At 64.1% G+C, this 13826-nt stretch carries 12 protein-coding genes; 8 read left to right on the plus strand and 4 right to left on the minus strand.

What is annotated here, in order from left to right:
• The first annotated feature begins 66 nt into the window (after positions 1-66).
• Positions 67-1395, plus strand: a complete 1329-nt coding sequence (locus tag JOE66_RS05110; RefSeq protein ID WP_205107347.1) for an ABC transporter substrate-binding protein — start codon at positions 67-69, stop codon at positions 1393-1395.
• A gap of 248 nt (positions 1396-1643) precedes the next feature.
• Here the strand turns inward: JOE66_RS05110 and JOE66_RS05115 are convergent, their stop codons facing one another.
• From JOE66_RS05115 to JOE66_RS05130, 4 genes are read right to left on the minus strand one after another with little or no spacing between them, the layout of a single operon-like run.
• Complete coding sequence (locus JOE66_RS05115; RefSeq protein WP_205107350.1) at positions 1644-2426, minus strand: ABC transporter ATP-binding protein; 783 nt, start codon at positions 2424-2426, stop codon at positions 1644-1646.
• A 2-nt stretch (positions 2427-2428) separates the two neighbouring features.
• Entirely contained in the window at positions 2429-3469 is a 1041-nt protein-coding gene (locus JOE66_RS05120) for an ABC transporter ATP-binding protein (RefSeq protein ID WP_205107352.1), read from the minus strand.
• Positions 3459-4448 carry a branched-chain amino acid ABC transporter permease gene (locus JOE66_RS05125; protein ID WP_205107355.1) on the minus strand — a complete coding sequence of 330 codons (990 nt, stop codon included), beginning with the start codon at positions 4446-4448 and terminating at the stop codon, positions 3459-3461. The genes JOE66_RS05120 and JOE66_RS05125 overlap by 11 nt, the downstream gene beginning before the upstream one ends.
• A gap of 13 nt (positions 4449-4461) precedes the next feature.
• The gene (locus JOE66_RS05130) at positions 4462-5787 is read right to left on the minus strand and encodes a branched-chain amino acid ABC transporter permease (RefSeq protein ID WP_425543777.1); all 1326 of its coding nucleotides are present in this window, start codon (positions 5785-5787) and stop codon (positions 4462-4464) included.
• Positions 5788-6124: 337 nt separating this feature from the next.
• Here JOE66_RS05130 and guaB point away from each other — a divergent pair, with 337 nt between their 5' ends.
• The 7 genes from guaB to guaA all read left to right on the plus strand — a co-directional run bounded on the left by guaB (position 6125) and on the right by guaA (position 13814).
• Complete coding sequence (gene guaB / locus JOE66_RS05135; protein ID WP_205107358.1) at positions 6125-7627, plus strand: IMP dehydrogenase; 1503 nt, start codon at positions 6125-6127, stop codon at positions 7625-7627.
• Between the two features lie 131 nt (positions 7628-7758).
• The gene (locus tag JOE66_RS05140; protein ID WP_205111646.1) at positions 7759-8877 is read left to right on the plus strand and encodes a GuaB3 family IMP dehydrogenase-related protein; all 1119 of its coding nucleotides are present in this window, start codon (positions 7759-7761) and stop codon (positions 8875-8877) included.
• An 80-nt stretch (positions 8878-8957) separates the two neighbouring features.
• Positions 8958-9488, plus strand: coding sequence for a cation:proton antiporter regulatory subunit (locus JOE66_RS05145; protein ID WP_205107360.1), 531 nt, complete (start codon positions 8958-8960; stop codon positions 9486-9488).
• A gap of 3 nt (positions 9489-9491) precedes the next feature.
• Positions 9492-10976: a cation:proton antiporter gene (locus tag JOE66_RS05150; RefSeq protein ID WP_205107363.1), complete on the plus strand. Its 1485-nt coding sequence runs from the start codon at positions 9492-9494 to the stop codon at positions 10974-10976.
• Positions 10973-11791, plus strand: a complete 819-nt coding sequence (locus tag JOE66_RS05155) for an SURF1 family cytochrome oxidase biogenesis protein (protein WP_205107366.1) — start codon at positions 10973-10975, stop codon at positions 11789-11791. Before JOE66_RS05150 ends, JOE66_RS05155 begins: the two co-directional genes overlap by 4 nt.
• A gap of 3 nt (positions 11792-11794) precedes the next feature.
• On the plus strand, positions 11795-12241 hold the full coding sequence (locus tag JOE66_RS05160) for a DUF3817 domain-containing protein (RefSeq protein ID WP_205107368.1): 447 nt from the start codon (positions 11795-11797) through the stop codon (positions 12239-12241).
• A complete protein-coding gene (guaA, locus tag JOE66_RS05165; RefSeq protein ID WP_307827278.1) occupies positions 12237-13814 on the plus strand; it encodes a glutamine-hydrolyzing GMP synthase in 1578 nt (525 codons plus the stop codon). Before JOE66_RS05160 ends, guaA begins: the two co-directional genes overlap by 5 nt.
• Positions 13815-13826: the final 12 nt, after the last annotated feature.

Below are 13826 nucleotides of genomic sequence, written 5' to 3' on the forward strand. Positions count from 1 at the left end.
TAATGAGCGTGAGGGGTCTTCATCCGAAGGCCCGAGGCTTGCGAGCACTATGAAAGGGTTCACAGGATGATCAAATCCAAGTACGCCCTCCGGACCACGATTCTGGCTGGAGCAGGCATCATTGCCGTCATGCTTTCCGGCTGTGCCTCCGGTGGCAGCACGACATCGACTTCCTCCGCGACTGCCTCAGCGGCCGCGACTTCGTCTGACTGCGCGAGTGACGCAACGACAGCCAACAACCTCGTTGTCGGTACGATCCTCCCGATCACGGGTAGCCTCGCCTACCTGAACCCGCCGGAGCAGGCCGGTGTCGGCCTCGCGGTCGCAGACATCAACGCCGCCGGTGGAGTTGCAGGCAAGCAGGCCTGTATCCTCGCCACCGACTCGGGTGACTCGACCGACCTCAGCGTCTCGACCGCTTCTGCCCAAAAGCTGATCACGGCCATGCCGTCGGTCGCCATCGGTGCAGCCTCTTCGAGCGTCTCGCTGAACGTCGTCGACTCGTTCGCCTCGGCAAAGGTCACCCAGATCTCGCCCGCGAACACCTCGGCCAAGCTCAGTGGCTACGGTCCGTTCTACTACCGCACCGCACCGCCGGACTCGGTACAGGGTTCCGCTCTCGGCTCGCTCATCACCGGTGACGGCAACTCGAAGATCGCGTTCCTCGTCTTCAACGACGCCTACGGAACCGGCCTTCGCGACTTCACGCAGGCATCCATCGAATCTGCTGGCGGAACCGTCGTGTACGGCGCCAAGGGTGCAGGCCAGGAGTTCCCTCCCGGCCAGACCACGTTCTCGGCTGAGGTCACCGCTGCTCTGGCTGCAAAGCCCGACGCCATCGTGATCCTCGCGTTCGACGAGACCAAGTCGATCATCCCCGAGCTCGTCGCCCAGGGCTGGACCATGCCGAAGACCTACCTGTCAGACGGCAACACTGCCGACTACAGCAAGGACTTCCAGGCTGGCACGCTGACCGGCGCGCAGGGCACGATCCCCGGTGCAAACGCGAACGACACGTTCAAGGCATCGCTGGTCGCCTGGTACAAGTCGGCTGAGAACGGCGACCTCAAGGACTTCTCCTACGCTCCTGAGGCCTACGACGCGACCACCCTCACCGCTCTTGCGGCACTGAAGGCGAAGTCGAACGTCTCCGCTGACCTCAACAAGGAGCTCGCTGCGGTCTCCGGTGCAAACGGTGGAACGAAGTGCGCTTCGTACGCTGAGTGTGCACCGCTGGTCACCGCCGGTACCGAGATCCAGTACACGGGTCAGTCCGGCGTCGGTCCGTTCAACTCACACAACGAGCCGTCGAGTGCGTTCATCGGCATCTACAAGTACAACGCTGACAACACGTACACGTTCCAGTCGGCAATCGAAGGCCAGACCTCCTACTAATACGGAGTCCGAACCCTCGTAGCTGAATTCGACGCCCCTCGTCCGGTCATCCGGGCGGGGGGCGTCGTCGTGCGCGCGCCCGCTGGTTGAGTAGGCACGCTAAGCGCGCCGCATCGAAACCCTCGCATCGCGCATTTGGGTTTCGATACGGCCCCGTAGGCGCCCACTCAATTAGCGGCATAGCGAAAGGCCCAGCCACCGGATGACCGGGGCTGGGCCTTTCTGTGTGTGCACGTGTGGGGCTGGGGTCAGATCGCGCCGGCGGCGTTGTGCCCTGTCTCTTCTTCGACGTCCTTGGCCAGGGTACCGAGGTAGAGCTCGATGACTTTGGGGTCGTCGGCGAGCTCGCGGCCGGTGCCCGTGTAGGCATTGCGTCCCTGGTCGAGCACGTAGCCGCGGTCGCAGATCTGCAGGCAGCGGCGAGCGTTCTGCTCGACCATGATGATCGAGACTCCCGTCTTATTGATGCGACGGGTGCGGATGAACGTCTCGTCCTGGCGAACCGGTGACAGCCCGGCGGAGGGCTCGTCGAGCAGAAGCACCGACGGGTCCATCATGAGCGCGCGCGCCATGGCGACCGACTGCCGCTCGCCACCGGAGAGTGAACCGGCCCGCTGCGTGCGACGGTCGGCCAGAACCGGAAAGAGGTCGAAGATGGCCTCGAGTCGCTCCTTGAGGAGCTTGGGGCGGAGGAACAGCCCCATCTGCAGGTTCTCCTCGATCGTCAACGACGGGAAGACGTTGTTGTTCTGGGGCACGAACCCCACGCCGGCCTGCACGAGCTTGTTGGCCTTGTGGCCGGTGATGTTCTCGCCCTTCAGCGTCACGCTTCCCGAGCGAACATTCACCAGGCCGAAGAGGGCTTTGAGCAGGGTCGACTTACCGGCGCCGTTCGGGCCGATGATGCCGATCAGCTCGCCGGGGTAGACGTCGAGATTGCAGCCGTTGAGAATGTTGATGCCCGGCAGGTAACCGGCCACGAGGTCGGTCGCCTGCATCACAGGGACCCGGGTTTCAGTCGTTTCGACCATGACTAGGCTTTGCCCTCCGCGCGCTTTGCAACGCTGTCTTCAGCGCTGTCTCCTGCAGCTTCTGCTGCGTCTTCTGCACTGACTTCGGCGGCGAGCTCTTCTGCGACCTCATCGGTCAGGAGGGAGTCGTCGCCGAGGTCGGTGTTGTGGTGCGCACCGAGGTAGGCGTCGATGACGGCCGGGTCGTCCATGACGGTGCCAGACGGGCCCTCTGCCACGACCTTGCCCTCGGCCATCACGACAACCCAGTCGGAGATGTGGCGCACCATGTGCATGTCGTGCTCGACGAAGAGCACGGTCATCCCTTCATCGCGTAGCGCCTGGATGTGCCCGAGCAACGATTGTGTCAGGGCCGGGTTGACCCCAGCCATCGGTTCGTCGAGCATGATCATCACCGGGTCGCTCATCAGGGCACGCGCCATTTCGAGGAGCTTCTTCTGGCCGCCTGAGAGGCTGCCGGCCATGTCGTCACGCTTCTCGAGCAGCTTGAAGCGCGCGAGGAGTTCCTCCGCCTTGGCCGTGATCTCGGCCTCGCGCTTGGCCCAGAGCGGCTTCACGACGGCGACGAAGAGATTCTCTCCCGGCTGGTCTTTGGCACCGAGCCTCATGTTCTCGATCACGGTGAGCTTGGAGAGCGCCTTGGTCAGCTGGAAGGTGCGGACCATGCCCATCTTGGCGACCTTGGTGGCGCCGGTGTTGCCGACGTCACGGCCGTTGAAGGTCGATTTTGCGGCTTCCCCGGCTTTCGGGCCACCGATGAGGCGGGGAGCGGAACTCGGCTTATCGAACCCCGTGATCAGGTTGAAGAACGTGGTCTTTCCGGCACCGTTGGGGCCGATGAGGGCGGTGATGATGCCGCGCTGCACCTCGAGGTGCTGCACATCGACCGCGGTCATTCCGCCGAAGCGGCGAGTGACATGGTCGACGGTGAGGATCGCGTCGGGCTTCGACACGCCGGGAACGGGAGCGACGCCGGCAACGCTGGCCTTCGCCGCAGCACCCGCCTCGGTGATGTGACTGGTTGTGGGGAGACTACTTGACATCGAAGCTCAGCTCCTTCTTGTTGCCGAGAATACCCTGGGGCCTGAAGATGACGACCAGCATCAGAGTGATGCCGATGATGATCCAGGCGAACTGTTCGGTCTGCTGGCCGTTCATGATGCTCGACGGCACGAACTGGCCCGCGATCCCTTGTACGAAGAGACGGATCGCGAAGAACACGATGGCACCGAGCACGGGCCCGAAGACGGTCGCCGCACCACCGAGCAACAGGGCGGTGAAGATGAAGTAGGTCATCGAGCGCCCCATGCTGTCGGCCTGGAGCGATGCCGGCAGGATGTAGACGATTCCGGCGAGCGCGCCGATCACGCCACCGAGGATGAGCGCCTGCATCTTGTAGCTGTAGACGTTCTTGCCCAGGCTGCGCACGGCGTCTTCGTCTTCGCGGATTCCGCGGAGTACGCGGCCCCAGGGGCTGCGCATGATCGCCCAGACGAAGAGGCAGAGCAATCCGACCACGAACCATGCCGTTGCGATGAACCACCAGCCGTTCGACCCGGTCGCGTCGTAGTTCCACGGACCGAGGTTGACTCGGCCGTCACCGAAGAACGACAGATCGGTGAACGGACTCCGGTATTCGTTGCCGGTGATGCCGTTCGACCCGCCGGTGATGTTGGTGAGAAGCGACGATCGCCCGATCATCCGCACGATTTCAGCGGCCGACAGCGTGACGATGGCGAGATAGTCGCCCCGGAGCTTGAGGGTCGGAATGCCGAGGATCAGCGCGAAGATCAGCGCAGCCACGAGTGCGATGATCACCGCGAGGATGATCGGCAGCCCGGCGATGATGGAGATCGCGAAGCCGTAGGCGCCGATCAGCATGAATCCGGCCTGGCCGAAGTTGAGCAGACCGGTGTAACCGAAGTGGATGTTGAGCCCGATGGCTGCGATGGCGAGTGCGGCGGTCTGCGGGGAGATCGCCGAGTTCAGGATGGCGTTCAGCGTTTGGAGTAGTTGATCCATGAGTTCAGCCCTTCTAACCGATGCGCTCTCGGCGCCCGAAGATACCCTGCGGTCTGACCAGAAGAACCAGGATCAGGATGACGAGTGCCGTGGCGTACTTGAAGTCGCCCGGCAGCACGAGGTTGGTCAGTTCTACGACGAGGCCGATGATCATGGCACCGGCGAGCGCGCCGAATGCGGTACCGAGGCCGCCGAGGGTGATCGCCGCGAACATGAGCAGCAGCAGCTGGAGCCCCGTCTGCCAGTTGACGCCGTTGAGCACGAGGCCGAGCAGGACGCCGGAGAGGCCGGCGAGGGCGGTTGCGCTGGTCCAGACGAGCCGGATGATGCGGTCGACATCGATACCGGAGGCCGCCGCAAGCGAGGGGTTGTCAGAAACAGCCCTGGTTGCCCGGCCGATGCGTGTCTTGACGAGCACGAAGCCGACCAGCGCAATGACGACGACGGCGATGCCCATCGCCACGAGCGACTGGGCCGAGAGAGTGACCGGGCCGAGGTCTACAGTGACGGGGTTCGCCTGGTCGATGCGCACGGTGGAGGCACCGAGGAAGTACTGGAACAGGTACTGGAGCGCAATCGAGAGACCGATCGTGACGATCATCAACTGGGTGGTTCCGAGCCCGCGGCGCCTCAGGGGTTTCCAGATCAGGGCATCCTGGAAGTACCCTGTCGCCGCACAGATGACGACAGAGATGATCGCCGCGAGAATGAGGTTGAGCCCGAGCACGTTGGCGAAGAGATACGCAAGCAGGCCGCCGAGTGTGACCTGCTCACCGTGTGCGAAGTTCGACAGCCCGGTCGTGCCGAAGATCAGTGACAGGCCCACTGCAGCCAGGGCGAGCAGCAACCCGAGCCGGATGCCCGAGACGAACTGTTGCAGGAATCGCTCGAACGAGACGCCCGTACCGGTGTCGGTGGTCGGAGTCTGCGTCGTCGTGCCGTCGGCAGCGGTCGTGCCGCCGACGATCTTGAAGACGTAACCGACGTTCTTGTTGAGAGCACCGTTGACAGTGGCTGGGTTCTTGGCTGCAGAGTCGAGCACGGCGCCGTCGGGAATCGAGGTGGTGTCGACGGTGATCGTGTAGGGGCCGGCGACTGTGATCGCCTGGCTCCACTTGCCATCGTCGCCCGTCGCCACCGTGGTGTCGAGGTCGCCGCCCTTGATGCCGATCTTGATGCCGACGGCCGGGTCGCCGTTCGGTAGCTTGATGGTGCCCTGCAGACACCCGGTCGTTGCATTCGACACACAGGCGGCTGTTGCTGCCGGCGTCGCCGCCAGCGCGGGCACTGCGCCCAGGCCGACCATGGTGATCACAGCGGTGATCGCCAGCATGAGCATTGCCGCGAGTCGCCAGAAGCCCACGCGGTTCTCGGCCCGGTGTGGGTTTGGTCTCTGCGGCACTGTGCTCTGCAGCACTGTGAGTGTCGTCAAGTTCTATTCCTCCAGGACGAGCGCGCACCATTGGACGCTACGAGTGAGTTGCAAGTGAGCTTACGTTATAAGGCGTTTGTGTCAGTCGTGTTTCCGGAGCGCTGGGTGCTCGGATGAGGCGCTCTCCACGGATGGATTGGATTCCGTTCGGAATAGGCGCGGGTGGCACATCGTTAGAATCGACACAAGGGTAGAGATGTACACGACCCGATGGTGTAGCCACCCGATTGAGGCAGAGGAATTCATGGAACAGAACGATCCCTTCGGATTTATCGGACTGACGTACGACGACGTCATGCTTCTGCCCGGTCACACCGACGTGATTCCTTCTGAGGCAGACACCTCGTCGCGCCTGACCAAGCGCATCTCGCTTGCGGCTCCGCTCCTGTCCTCAGCGATGGACACGGTGACCGAGGCCCGCATGGCCATCGCCATGGCCCGGCAGGGTGGATTCGGTGTCATCCATCGAAACCTGTCGATCGAAGACCAGGCCGCCAACGTCGACAAGGTCAAGCGAAGCGAATCGGGAATGATCACGAACCCGGTCACCACAAGTCCGATGGCTACGGTGGCCGATGCAGACGCGCTGTGCGGGCAGTTCCGCGTCTCCGGGCTGCCCGTTGTCGATGCCTCCGGTGTTCTCGTCGGCATCATCACCAATCGCGACATGAGGTTCGTCTCGGCGTGGGAGAAGAGCACGACGTTGGTGCGCGACGTGATGACCAAGGCTCCGCTCATCACGGCACCCGTCGGCATCGACCCCGACGGCGCCATCGCCATCTTCGCACAGCACAAAATCGAGAAGCTTCCTCTCGTCGACGCCGCCGGAAAGCTTCGCGGACTCATCACCGTCAAGGACTTCGACAAGAGCGAGAAGTACCCGCACGCCACGAAAGACGAAGAAGGTCGTCTCCGTGTCGGCGCGGCCATCGGATTCTTCGGTGACGCGTGGGAGAGGGCGATGACCTTGGTCGACGCGGGCGTCGACGTTCTTGTGGTCGACACGGCCAACGGCGACAGCGCCGGCGTGCTCGACATCGTCAGGCGCCTGAAGTCAGACCCGGCATCGGCCGAGGTGGACATCATCGGCGGCAATGTCGCGACGCGCTCCGGTGCCCAGGCGCTCATCGACGCGGGTGTCGATGCCATCAAGGTGGGGGTCGGCCCCGGTTCGATCTGCACCACCAGGGTTGTCGCCGGCGTCGGTGTTCCCCAGGTGACGGCCGTCTACGAAGCGTCACTGGCCGCACGCGAAACTAACACCCCGGTGATCGCCGATGGCGGGCTCCAGTACTCGGGCGACATCGCCAAGGCGCTCGTGGCGGGCGCCGACACGGTGATGCTCGGCTCGCTGCTCGCCGGCTGCGACGAGAGCCCCGGCGACCTGGTCTTCGTGAACGGCAAACAGTTCAAGAACTACCGCGGAATGGGTTCACTCGGTGCGTTGCAGACGCGCGGCGAGAAGACGTCGTACTCGAAGGACCGCTATTTCCAGGCCGATGTGCCAAGCGACGACAAGCTCATCCCCGAGGGTATCGAGGGCCAGGTGCCCTACCGTGGACCACTTTCTGCTGTCGCGTACCAGTTGCTCGGTGGCCTCCGCCAGTCGATGTTCTACGTCGGTGCACGGTCAGTCGACGAACTCAAGGCCCGCGGCAAGTTCGTGCGGATCACCGCCGCAGGCCTCAAGGAGTCACACCCCCACGACATCCAGATGGTGGTCGAAGCGCCCAATTACCGCCGCTAGGCAGTAGTTGCAGTGCGCCGCGCTCGGGGCGGACGGCCCGTTCAGGGGCGCCCGGTGCGCTCGCTTACCGCCGCTGACCATGTCAGTCAGCGGGTGGTTCTGAACCCGCCCGGTAGACTGTCGGGGTGAGTATGGAAAGAGAAATCGGCCGGTCAAAACGAGGCCGCAGGGTCTACGCCTTCGACGACATCGCGGTGGTACCGTCCCGGCGAACCCGTGACCCGCAGGATGTGTCGATCGGCTGGTCGATCGACGCCTACCATTTCGACATCCCCGTCATGGCAGCGCCCATGGACTCCGTCGTATCGCCTGTCACCGCCATCGCCATGGGCAAGCTCGGCGGCCTCGGTGTACTCGACCTCGAAGGCCTGTGGACGAGGTATGAGAACCCTGAGCCACTCCTCGAGGAGATCCGGTCCCTCGATGCGGCAGGCGCAACGGTGCGGATGCAGCAGATCTACGCCGAACCGATCAAGCCGGAGCTCGTCACGGCGAGACTCGCTGAGATCCGGGCATCCGGTGTCACTGTCGCCGGCGCCCTGTCGCCGCAGCGCACCCAGGAGCTCTACGAGACCGTCGTGGCGGCGGGAGTCGACCTCTTCTTCATCAGGGGCACCACCGTCTCGGCCGAACACGTCTCGAAGTCCGTACAGCCCCTCAACCTCAAGAAGTTCATCTACGAGCTCGATGTTCCCGTGATCGTGGGCGGGGCGGCGACCTACACCGCGGCCCTGCACCTCATGCGCACCGGCGCAGCTGGCGTGCTCGTCGGCTTCGGTGGGGGAGCAGCGTCGACCACGCGGGCCACCCTCGGGATTCACGCGCCGATGGCTACGGCCGTCGCCGATGTTGCCGGCGCCCGGCGCGACTACCTCGACGAGTCTGGCGGGCGCTACGTCCACGTGATCGCAGACGGCGGTCTCGGCACCTCGGGAGACATCGTCAAGGCCATCTCGGTCGGCGCCGATGCTGTGATGCTGGGCAGTGCCCTGGCGCGGGCGACGGATGCTCCGGGAGGCGGGTATCACTGGGGGCCAGAGGCGCACCACGCGCAGCTCCCGCGGGGCAACCGTGTGCACGTCGGCAGCGTCGCGCCGCTGGATCAGATCCTGTTCGGGCCGTCGCCGGTGGCCGATGGAACGGCCAATCTCATGGGTGCACTGAAGCGATCGATGGCGACAACGGGGTACTCCGACCTCAAGGAGTTCCAGCGCATCGAAGTGGTCGTGTCGCCGTACTCGTCGCGCTGAGCCGCCTCGCCGAAATTCGCCGCGGTTAGACTGGTACCTGCGAATTATGCGAAACGCGAGTGAAGTCAGGGAGATCAACAATGGTTGACGTACGTCGGGTCAAACTTCCGGGAGTTGGTGTGCTCCATACTTTCGTGACCGACGACGGGGGCAAGGTGGGCGTGATCGCCCACCGTTCCGGCCACAGCGACCTCATAACCTTCCAAGACGAAGAAGACGGCGCCGAATCCACCAAGGTCTCGCTCCGCCTGAGCGAAGACGAAGCCCGTACGCTGGCAGAACTCCTCGGCGGAACCCAGATCACCGAGTCGCTGACTGCTCTCGACCAGATTCCTGGCCTCAGTATCGACTGGTTCACCGTCGACTATGAAGACCACATTGCCGGGCAGGAGCTCGGAGACCCGGCCGACCGGGGTGTGGTCGGTGTCACGGTCGTAGCAGTGGTTCGTGGCGAGTCTGCCAACCCTGCACCTGCGTCGGACTTCAAGGTCTTTCCCGGTGACACCCTCGTCGTGGCAGGCTCGCCGGAAAAGGTGGCGAAGGTCTTCAACTTCTTCCGTACCGGCCAGTACAAGGCCAAGAGCGCCGTCGACGCGCCGCCTGGAGGCTAAGCGATGCAGATCGCGATCGCAGCCACGCAGGCAGGCGACACGACACACCTCGGCGGTGACCTTCTCGTCCTCGGGATTCTCTTCGTCATCGCCTACATCCTCGGCCGTCTCGGCAAGGCAGTGGGCCTGCCTGCGATCCCGATCTACATGGTCGTCGGTCTGTTGGCGAGCCCGAACTTCCACATCTTCCCGCTCGACTTCATCCACAACGACTACATCGCCCTGATCGCCGTCTTCGGGCTGATCATGCTGCTGTTCAGCCTGGGCCTGGAGTTCGACCAGGACGAGTTCTTCGGCAATGCGGGCAAGCTCATCATCTCCGGTGGGTCGTATATCGCGTTCAACATGATTGCCGGTTTTGCGTTCGGCTTCCTTGTGGGCTGGGGAACCAGGGAGGCACTGGTCATCGCCGGCATCACTGCCACCTCCTCCAGCGCGATCGTGACCAAGCTCCTGATCGAGCTCAACCGGCTGGCGAATCCAGAGACACCGATGATCCTGGGCGTCACGGTTGTCGAAGACATCTTCATCGCCATCTACCTGGCCATCGTCTCGGTTGTCCTGAGCGGTGAGACGGCCATCTGGCCGGTGGTGGCGAAGCTCGGCATAGCGTTCCTCTTCCTGGTGGTGATGTTCGCACTGGCCCGGTTCGGTGGCAAGTGGGTCTCGAGGCTCTTCCGCACCAAAGACGACGAACTCTTCACCATCCTGTTCTTCGGGCTGGCAATCATGTTCGGAGGGCTCGGCGAGATCCTCGGCGTCACCGACGCGATCGGTGCGTTCCTCATCGGCCTGGTGCTCGGCGCGAGCCGCTACCGCAACAAGATCGAGCACATCGCCATTCCGCTCCGCGATGTCTTCGGCGCGTTCTTCTTCCTGAATTTCGGGCTCGGCCTGAACCCCGCCCAGTTTCCGGAGGTCATCTGGCCGGTGCTGGGTGCCGTCGTCATGACGATGATCCTGAACATCGTGGCCGGCCAATTCGTGGCCAGGCTCAACGGGCTCGGTGTTCAAGCGGGAATCAACGCCACGGTCATCCTGCAGAACCGCGGTGAATTCGCTCTCATTCTTGCAACTCTTGCCCTTGCCGCCGGCCTCGACGAGAGGATCCAGGCCTTTGCCGGCCTTTACGTGCTCGTGATGGCTGTCGCCGGGCCGATTCTGGCCGCCAATTCAGAGAAGATCGGCGGTGCACTGCTTCAGACGAAGAAGAAGAAACGTGCTTCGCAGAATCTCGGTGCGGCAGAGGGGGCGAATCGCTCGCGCATCGTTGACCCCATGATCCTCGAGCAGATCGCGCTCGTCGAGGCGGCGACCGCGACGCTCGAGCCGGGCGAGAACCCAGCTACCAGGGCGTATGTTGATCGGGTCGTCGAGCAGGCGAGCAACCAATCCGATCTGCAGGGCAGAGCCGATCATCCCGACCGGCCCTCTGGCTCACGCCCACCGGCCCGCGGGTCCAGGCCCGAGAAAGACGACGAGTATTGACCATCTTCAGCGTCATGCGAAGGCCGAAGTGGATTCGCGCCCTCGTCTACGCCCTGCTGCTCGCCGCAGTGTTCGCGCTTCTCGGCCAATGGCAGCTCGGCCGGGCCGTCACCTCGAGCGGGCCTGACCCGCGGGCGACGACGGAGACCGTGACCCCGCTCACCCAGGTGGCCACAGCAGGCCAGCCGGTCTTCGAGGCGCAGGATGGCCAGATGGTCTCGGTGACGGGCTCGTTGGTCGCGCCCGATTTCGGCATCGTCTCATCGAGGGTGAACGGCGGTGTCCAGGGGTACTGGGTCGTGGGCCGGTTCGACCTCAGCGAGTCGCAGGTGGGCACTCTCACGAGCGTTGCTGTGGCACTCGGATGGTCGGCAGACCGATCCCGGGCCGAATCCGTCGCCGCGGGGCTCAACTCCACTCCGACCTTCGCGCCGCAGCAACTCGTCGGGCGCTATGTCGGCACGGACGGCCCCGACGTCACGGCTGCACAGGGCAAGACGGCAGCGGACTTCGTTCCGTCGACGATGGCGGTCTCCTCACTCATCAACCAGTGGAGCGGCTTCCCGGAGACGGCGAGCGTCTTCGGTGGATACGTCGTGGCCCAGACCCCCGTCGACTCGCTCGCCGCGATCGACTCACCCGTGCCCGTGCGCACCACTGAGATCAACTGGCTGAACATCTTCTACGCGATCGAGTGGGTCATCTTCGCCGCCTTCGCGATCTTCTTCTGGTACCGCCTGGTGAAAGACGCGTGGGAGCGAGAACTCGAAGAGGCTGAACTCGAAAACCAGTCTGAACTCGAAAGGTACAATTAGCCCATGCCCCTCGAGCCCAAACGCGCTGATTTTCCGCGCATCCGCTCTGCGCTTGCGTTCTACAAGGTCTGCGCCATCATCACCGGTGTCTTCCTGTTGCTGCTGTGCGCTGAGATGCTGCTGAAGTACACACCCATCGCGGTCGAACTGCAGCTCGGCGGCAAGCAGGGGTTCCTGGCGCTCGTGCCCTCCGGTACGGTCACTGCGATGAACCTCAGCACGGGCATCCTGATCGTTCACGGCTGGTTCTACGTGGTGTACCTGTTCTCGTGCTTTCAGCTCTGGACCCGCATGCGCTGGCCGCTCGGCCGGTTCGTCGTTCTCGCCCTCGGCGGCGTGATCCCCTTTCTCTCGTTCGTTCTCGAGCGCCGCACCCATCGCGAGATCACCACCTACCTGGCCCGTCGCGAGGCCGAAACAGTGACACCGACAGTGGAGGCCTCCCATTAGCATCCCGACCACCAGGCCGGTACTTGTCGTCGATTTCGGCGCACAATACGCACAGCTCATCGCCCGCCGCGTTCGCGAGGCGAATGTCTACTCAGAGATCGTGCCGAGCACGATCACGGCGGCCGAGATCGCAGCGAAGTCGCCCGTCGGCATCGTTCTGAGCGGCGGCCCGTCGAGCGTGTACGAAGAGGGCGCTCCGGCTCTGGATCCGGCCATCTTCGACCTTGGCGTGCCTGTTCTCGGCATCTGCTACGGCTTCCAGGTCATGGCCCAGGCGCTCGGCGGCGAAGTCGCCCACAGCGGGCTGCGGGAATACGGCGCTACCGACATGCAGGTCACCGGCGACGGGGGAGTGCTGCTCGTCGGCCAGCCGACAGACCAGACGGTGTGGATGAGTCATGGCGACCAGGTCTCGAAGGCACCAGAGGGTTTCACGGTCGTGGCGAGCAGTGCATCCACACCCGTCGCCGCGTTCGCCAACGACGCGAAGCAGCAGTACGGCGTGCAGTGGCACCCTGAGGTGAAGCACAGCCCCTTCGGGCAGACGGTGCTCGAGAACTTCCTGCACAAGGCCGCCGGAATCCCCGCCGACTGGAACAGCGGCAATGTCATCGCCGACCAGGTCGCTGCCATCCGCGCGCAGGTCGGTTCGGGCAAGGTCATCTGCGGACTCTCGGGCGGTGTCGACTCGGCCGTGGCCGCTGCGCTCGTGCACGAAGCCGTCGGCGACCAGCTCATCTGCGTCTTCGTCGACCATGGCCTGCTGCGCGCCGACGAGCGTCGCCAGGTCGAGGTCGACTACGTGGCGTCGACCGGTGTTCGCCTGGTGACAGTGGATGCCCGTGAGCAGTTCCTCGACGCTCTCGCCGGCGTCACCGACCCTGAACAGAAGCGCAAGATCATCGGTCGCGAGTTCATCCGGAGCTTCGAGGGCGCGGCCGAAGCGCTCGTGCTCGAAGCCGCGGTGACCGACGGTGAGCCTGTGAGGTTCCTCGTGCAGGGCACGCTCTACCCCGATGTCGTCGAGTCCGGCGGTGGCACTGGTACGGCCAACATCAAGAGCCACCACAACGTCGGCGGCCTGCCCGAAGACCTGCAGTTCGAACTCGTCGAGCCACTGCGAGCCCTGTTCAAAGACGAGGTTCGCGCCATCGGCCGCCAGCTTGGACTGCCAGAAGTCATCGTCGGCCGCCAGCCGTTCCCCGGCCCCGGCCTCGGCATCCGTATCGTCGGCGAGGTGACGTTCGAGCGACTCGAGCTGCTCCGCGCGGCCGACGCCATCGTGCGAGCGGAGTTGACGGCGGCTGGCCTGGACGGCGAGATCTGGCAGTGCCCGGTTGTGCTGCTGGCCGATGTTCGGTCGGTCGGCGTTCAGGGCGATGGGCGCACCTACGGGCATCCGATCGTCTTGCGGCCCGTCTCGTCAGAAGACGCCATGACGGCCGACTGGACGCGTCTGCCCTACGATCTTCTTGCAAAGATCTCGAACCGCATCACGAACGAGGTGGCGGGCGTCAACCGTGTTGTGCTCGACGTGACATCGAAGCCACCGGGAACGATCGAGTGGGAGTAAGTGAGCGCAGAA

The sequence above is a fragment of the Subtercola frigoramans genome (genome assembly GCF_016907385.1).
In the GTDB taxonomy this organism is placed as follows: domain Bacteria; phylum Actinomycetota; class Actinomycetes; order Actinomycetales; family Microbacteriaceae; genus Subtercola; species Subtercola frigoramans.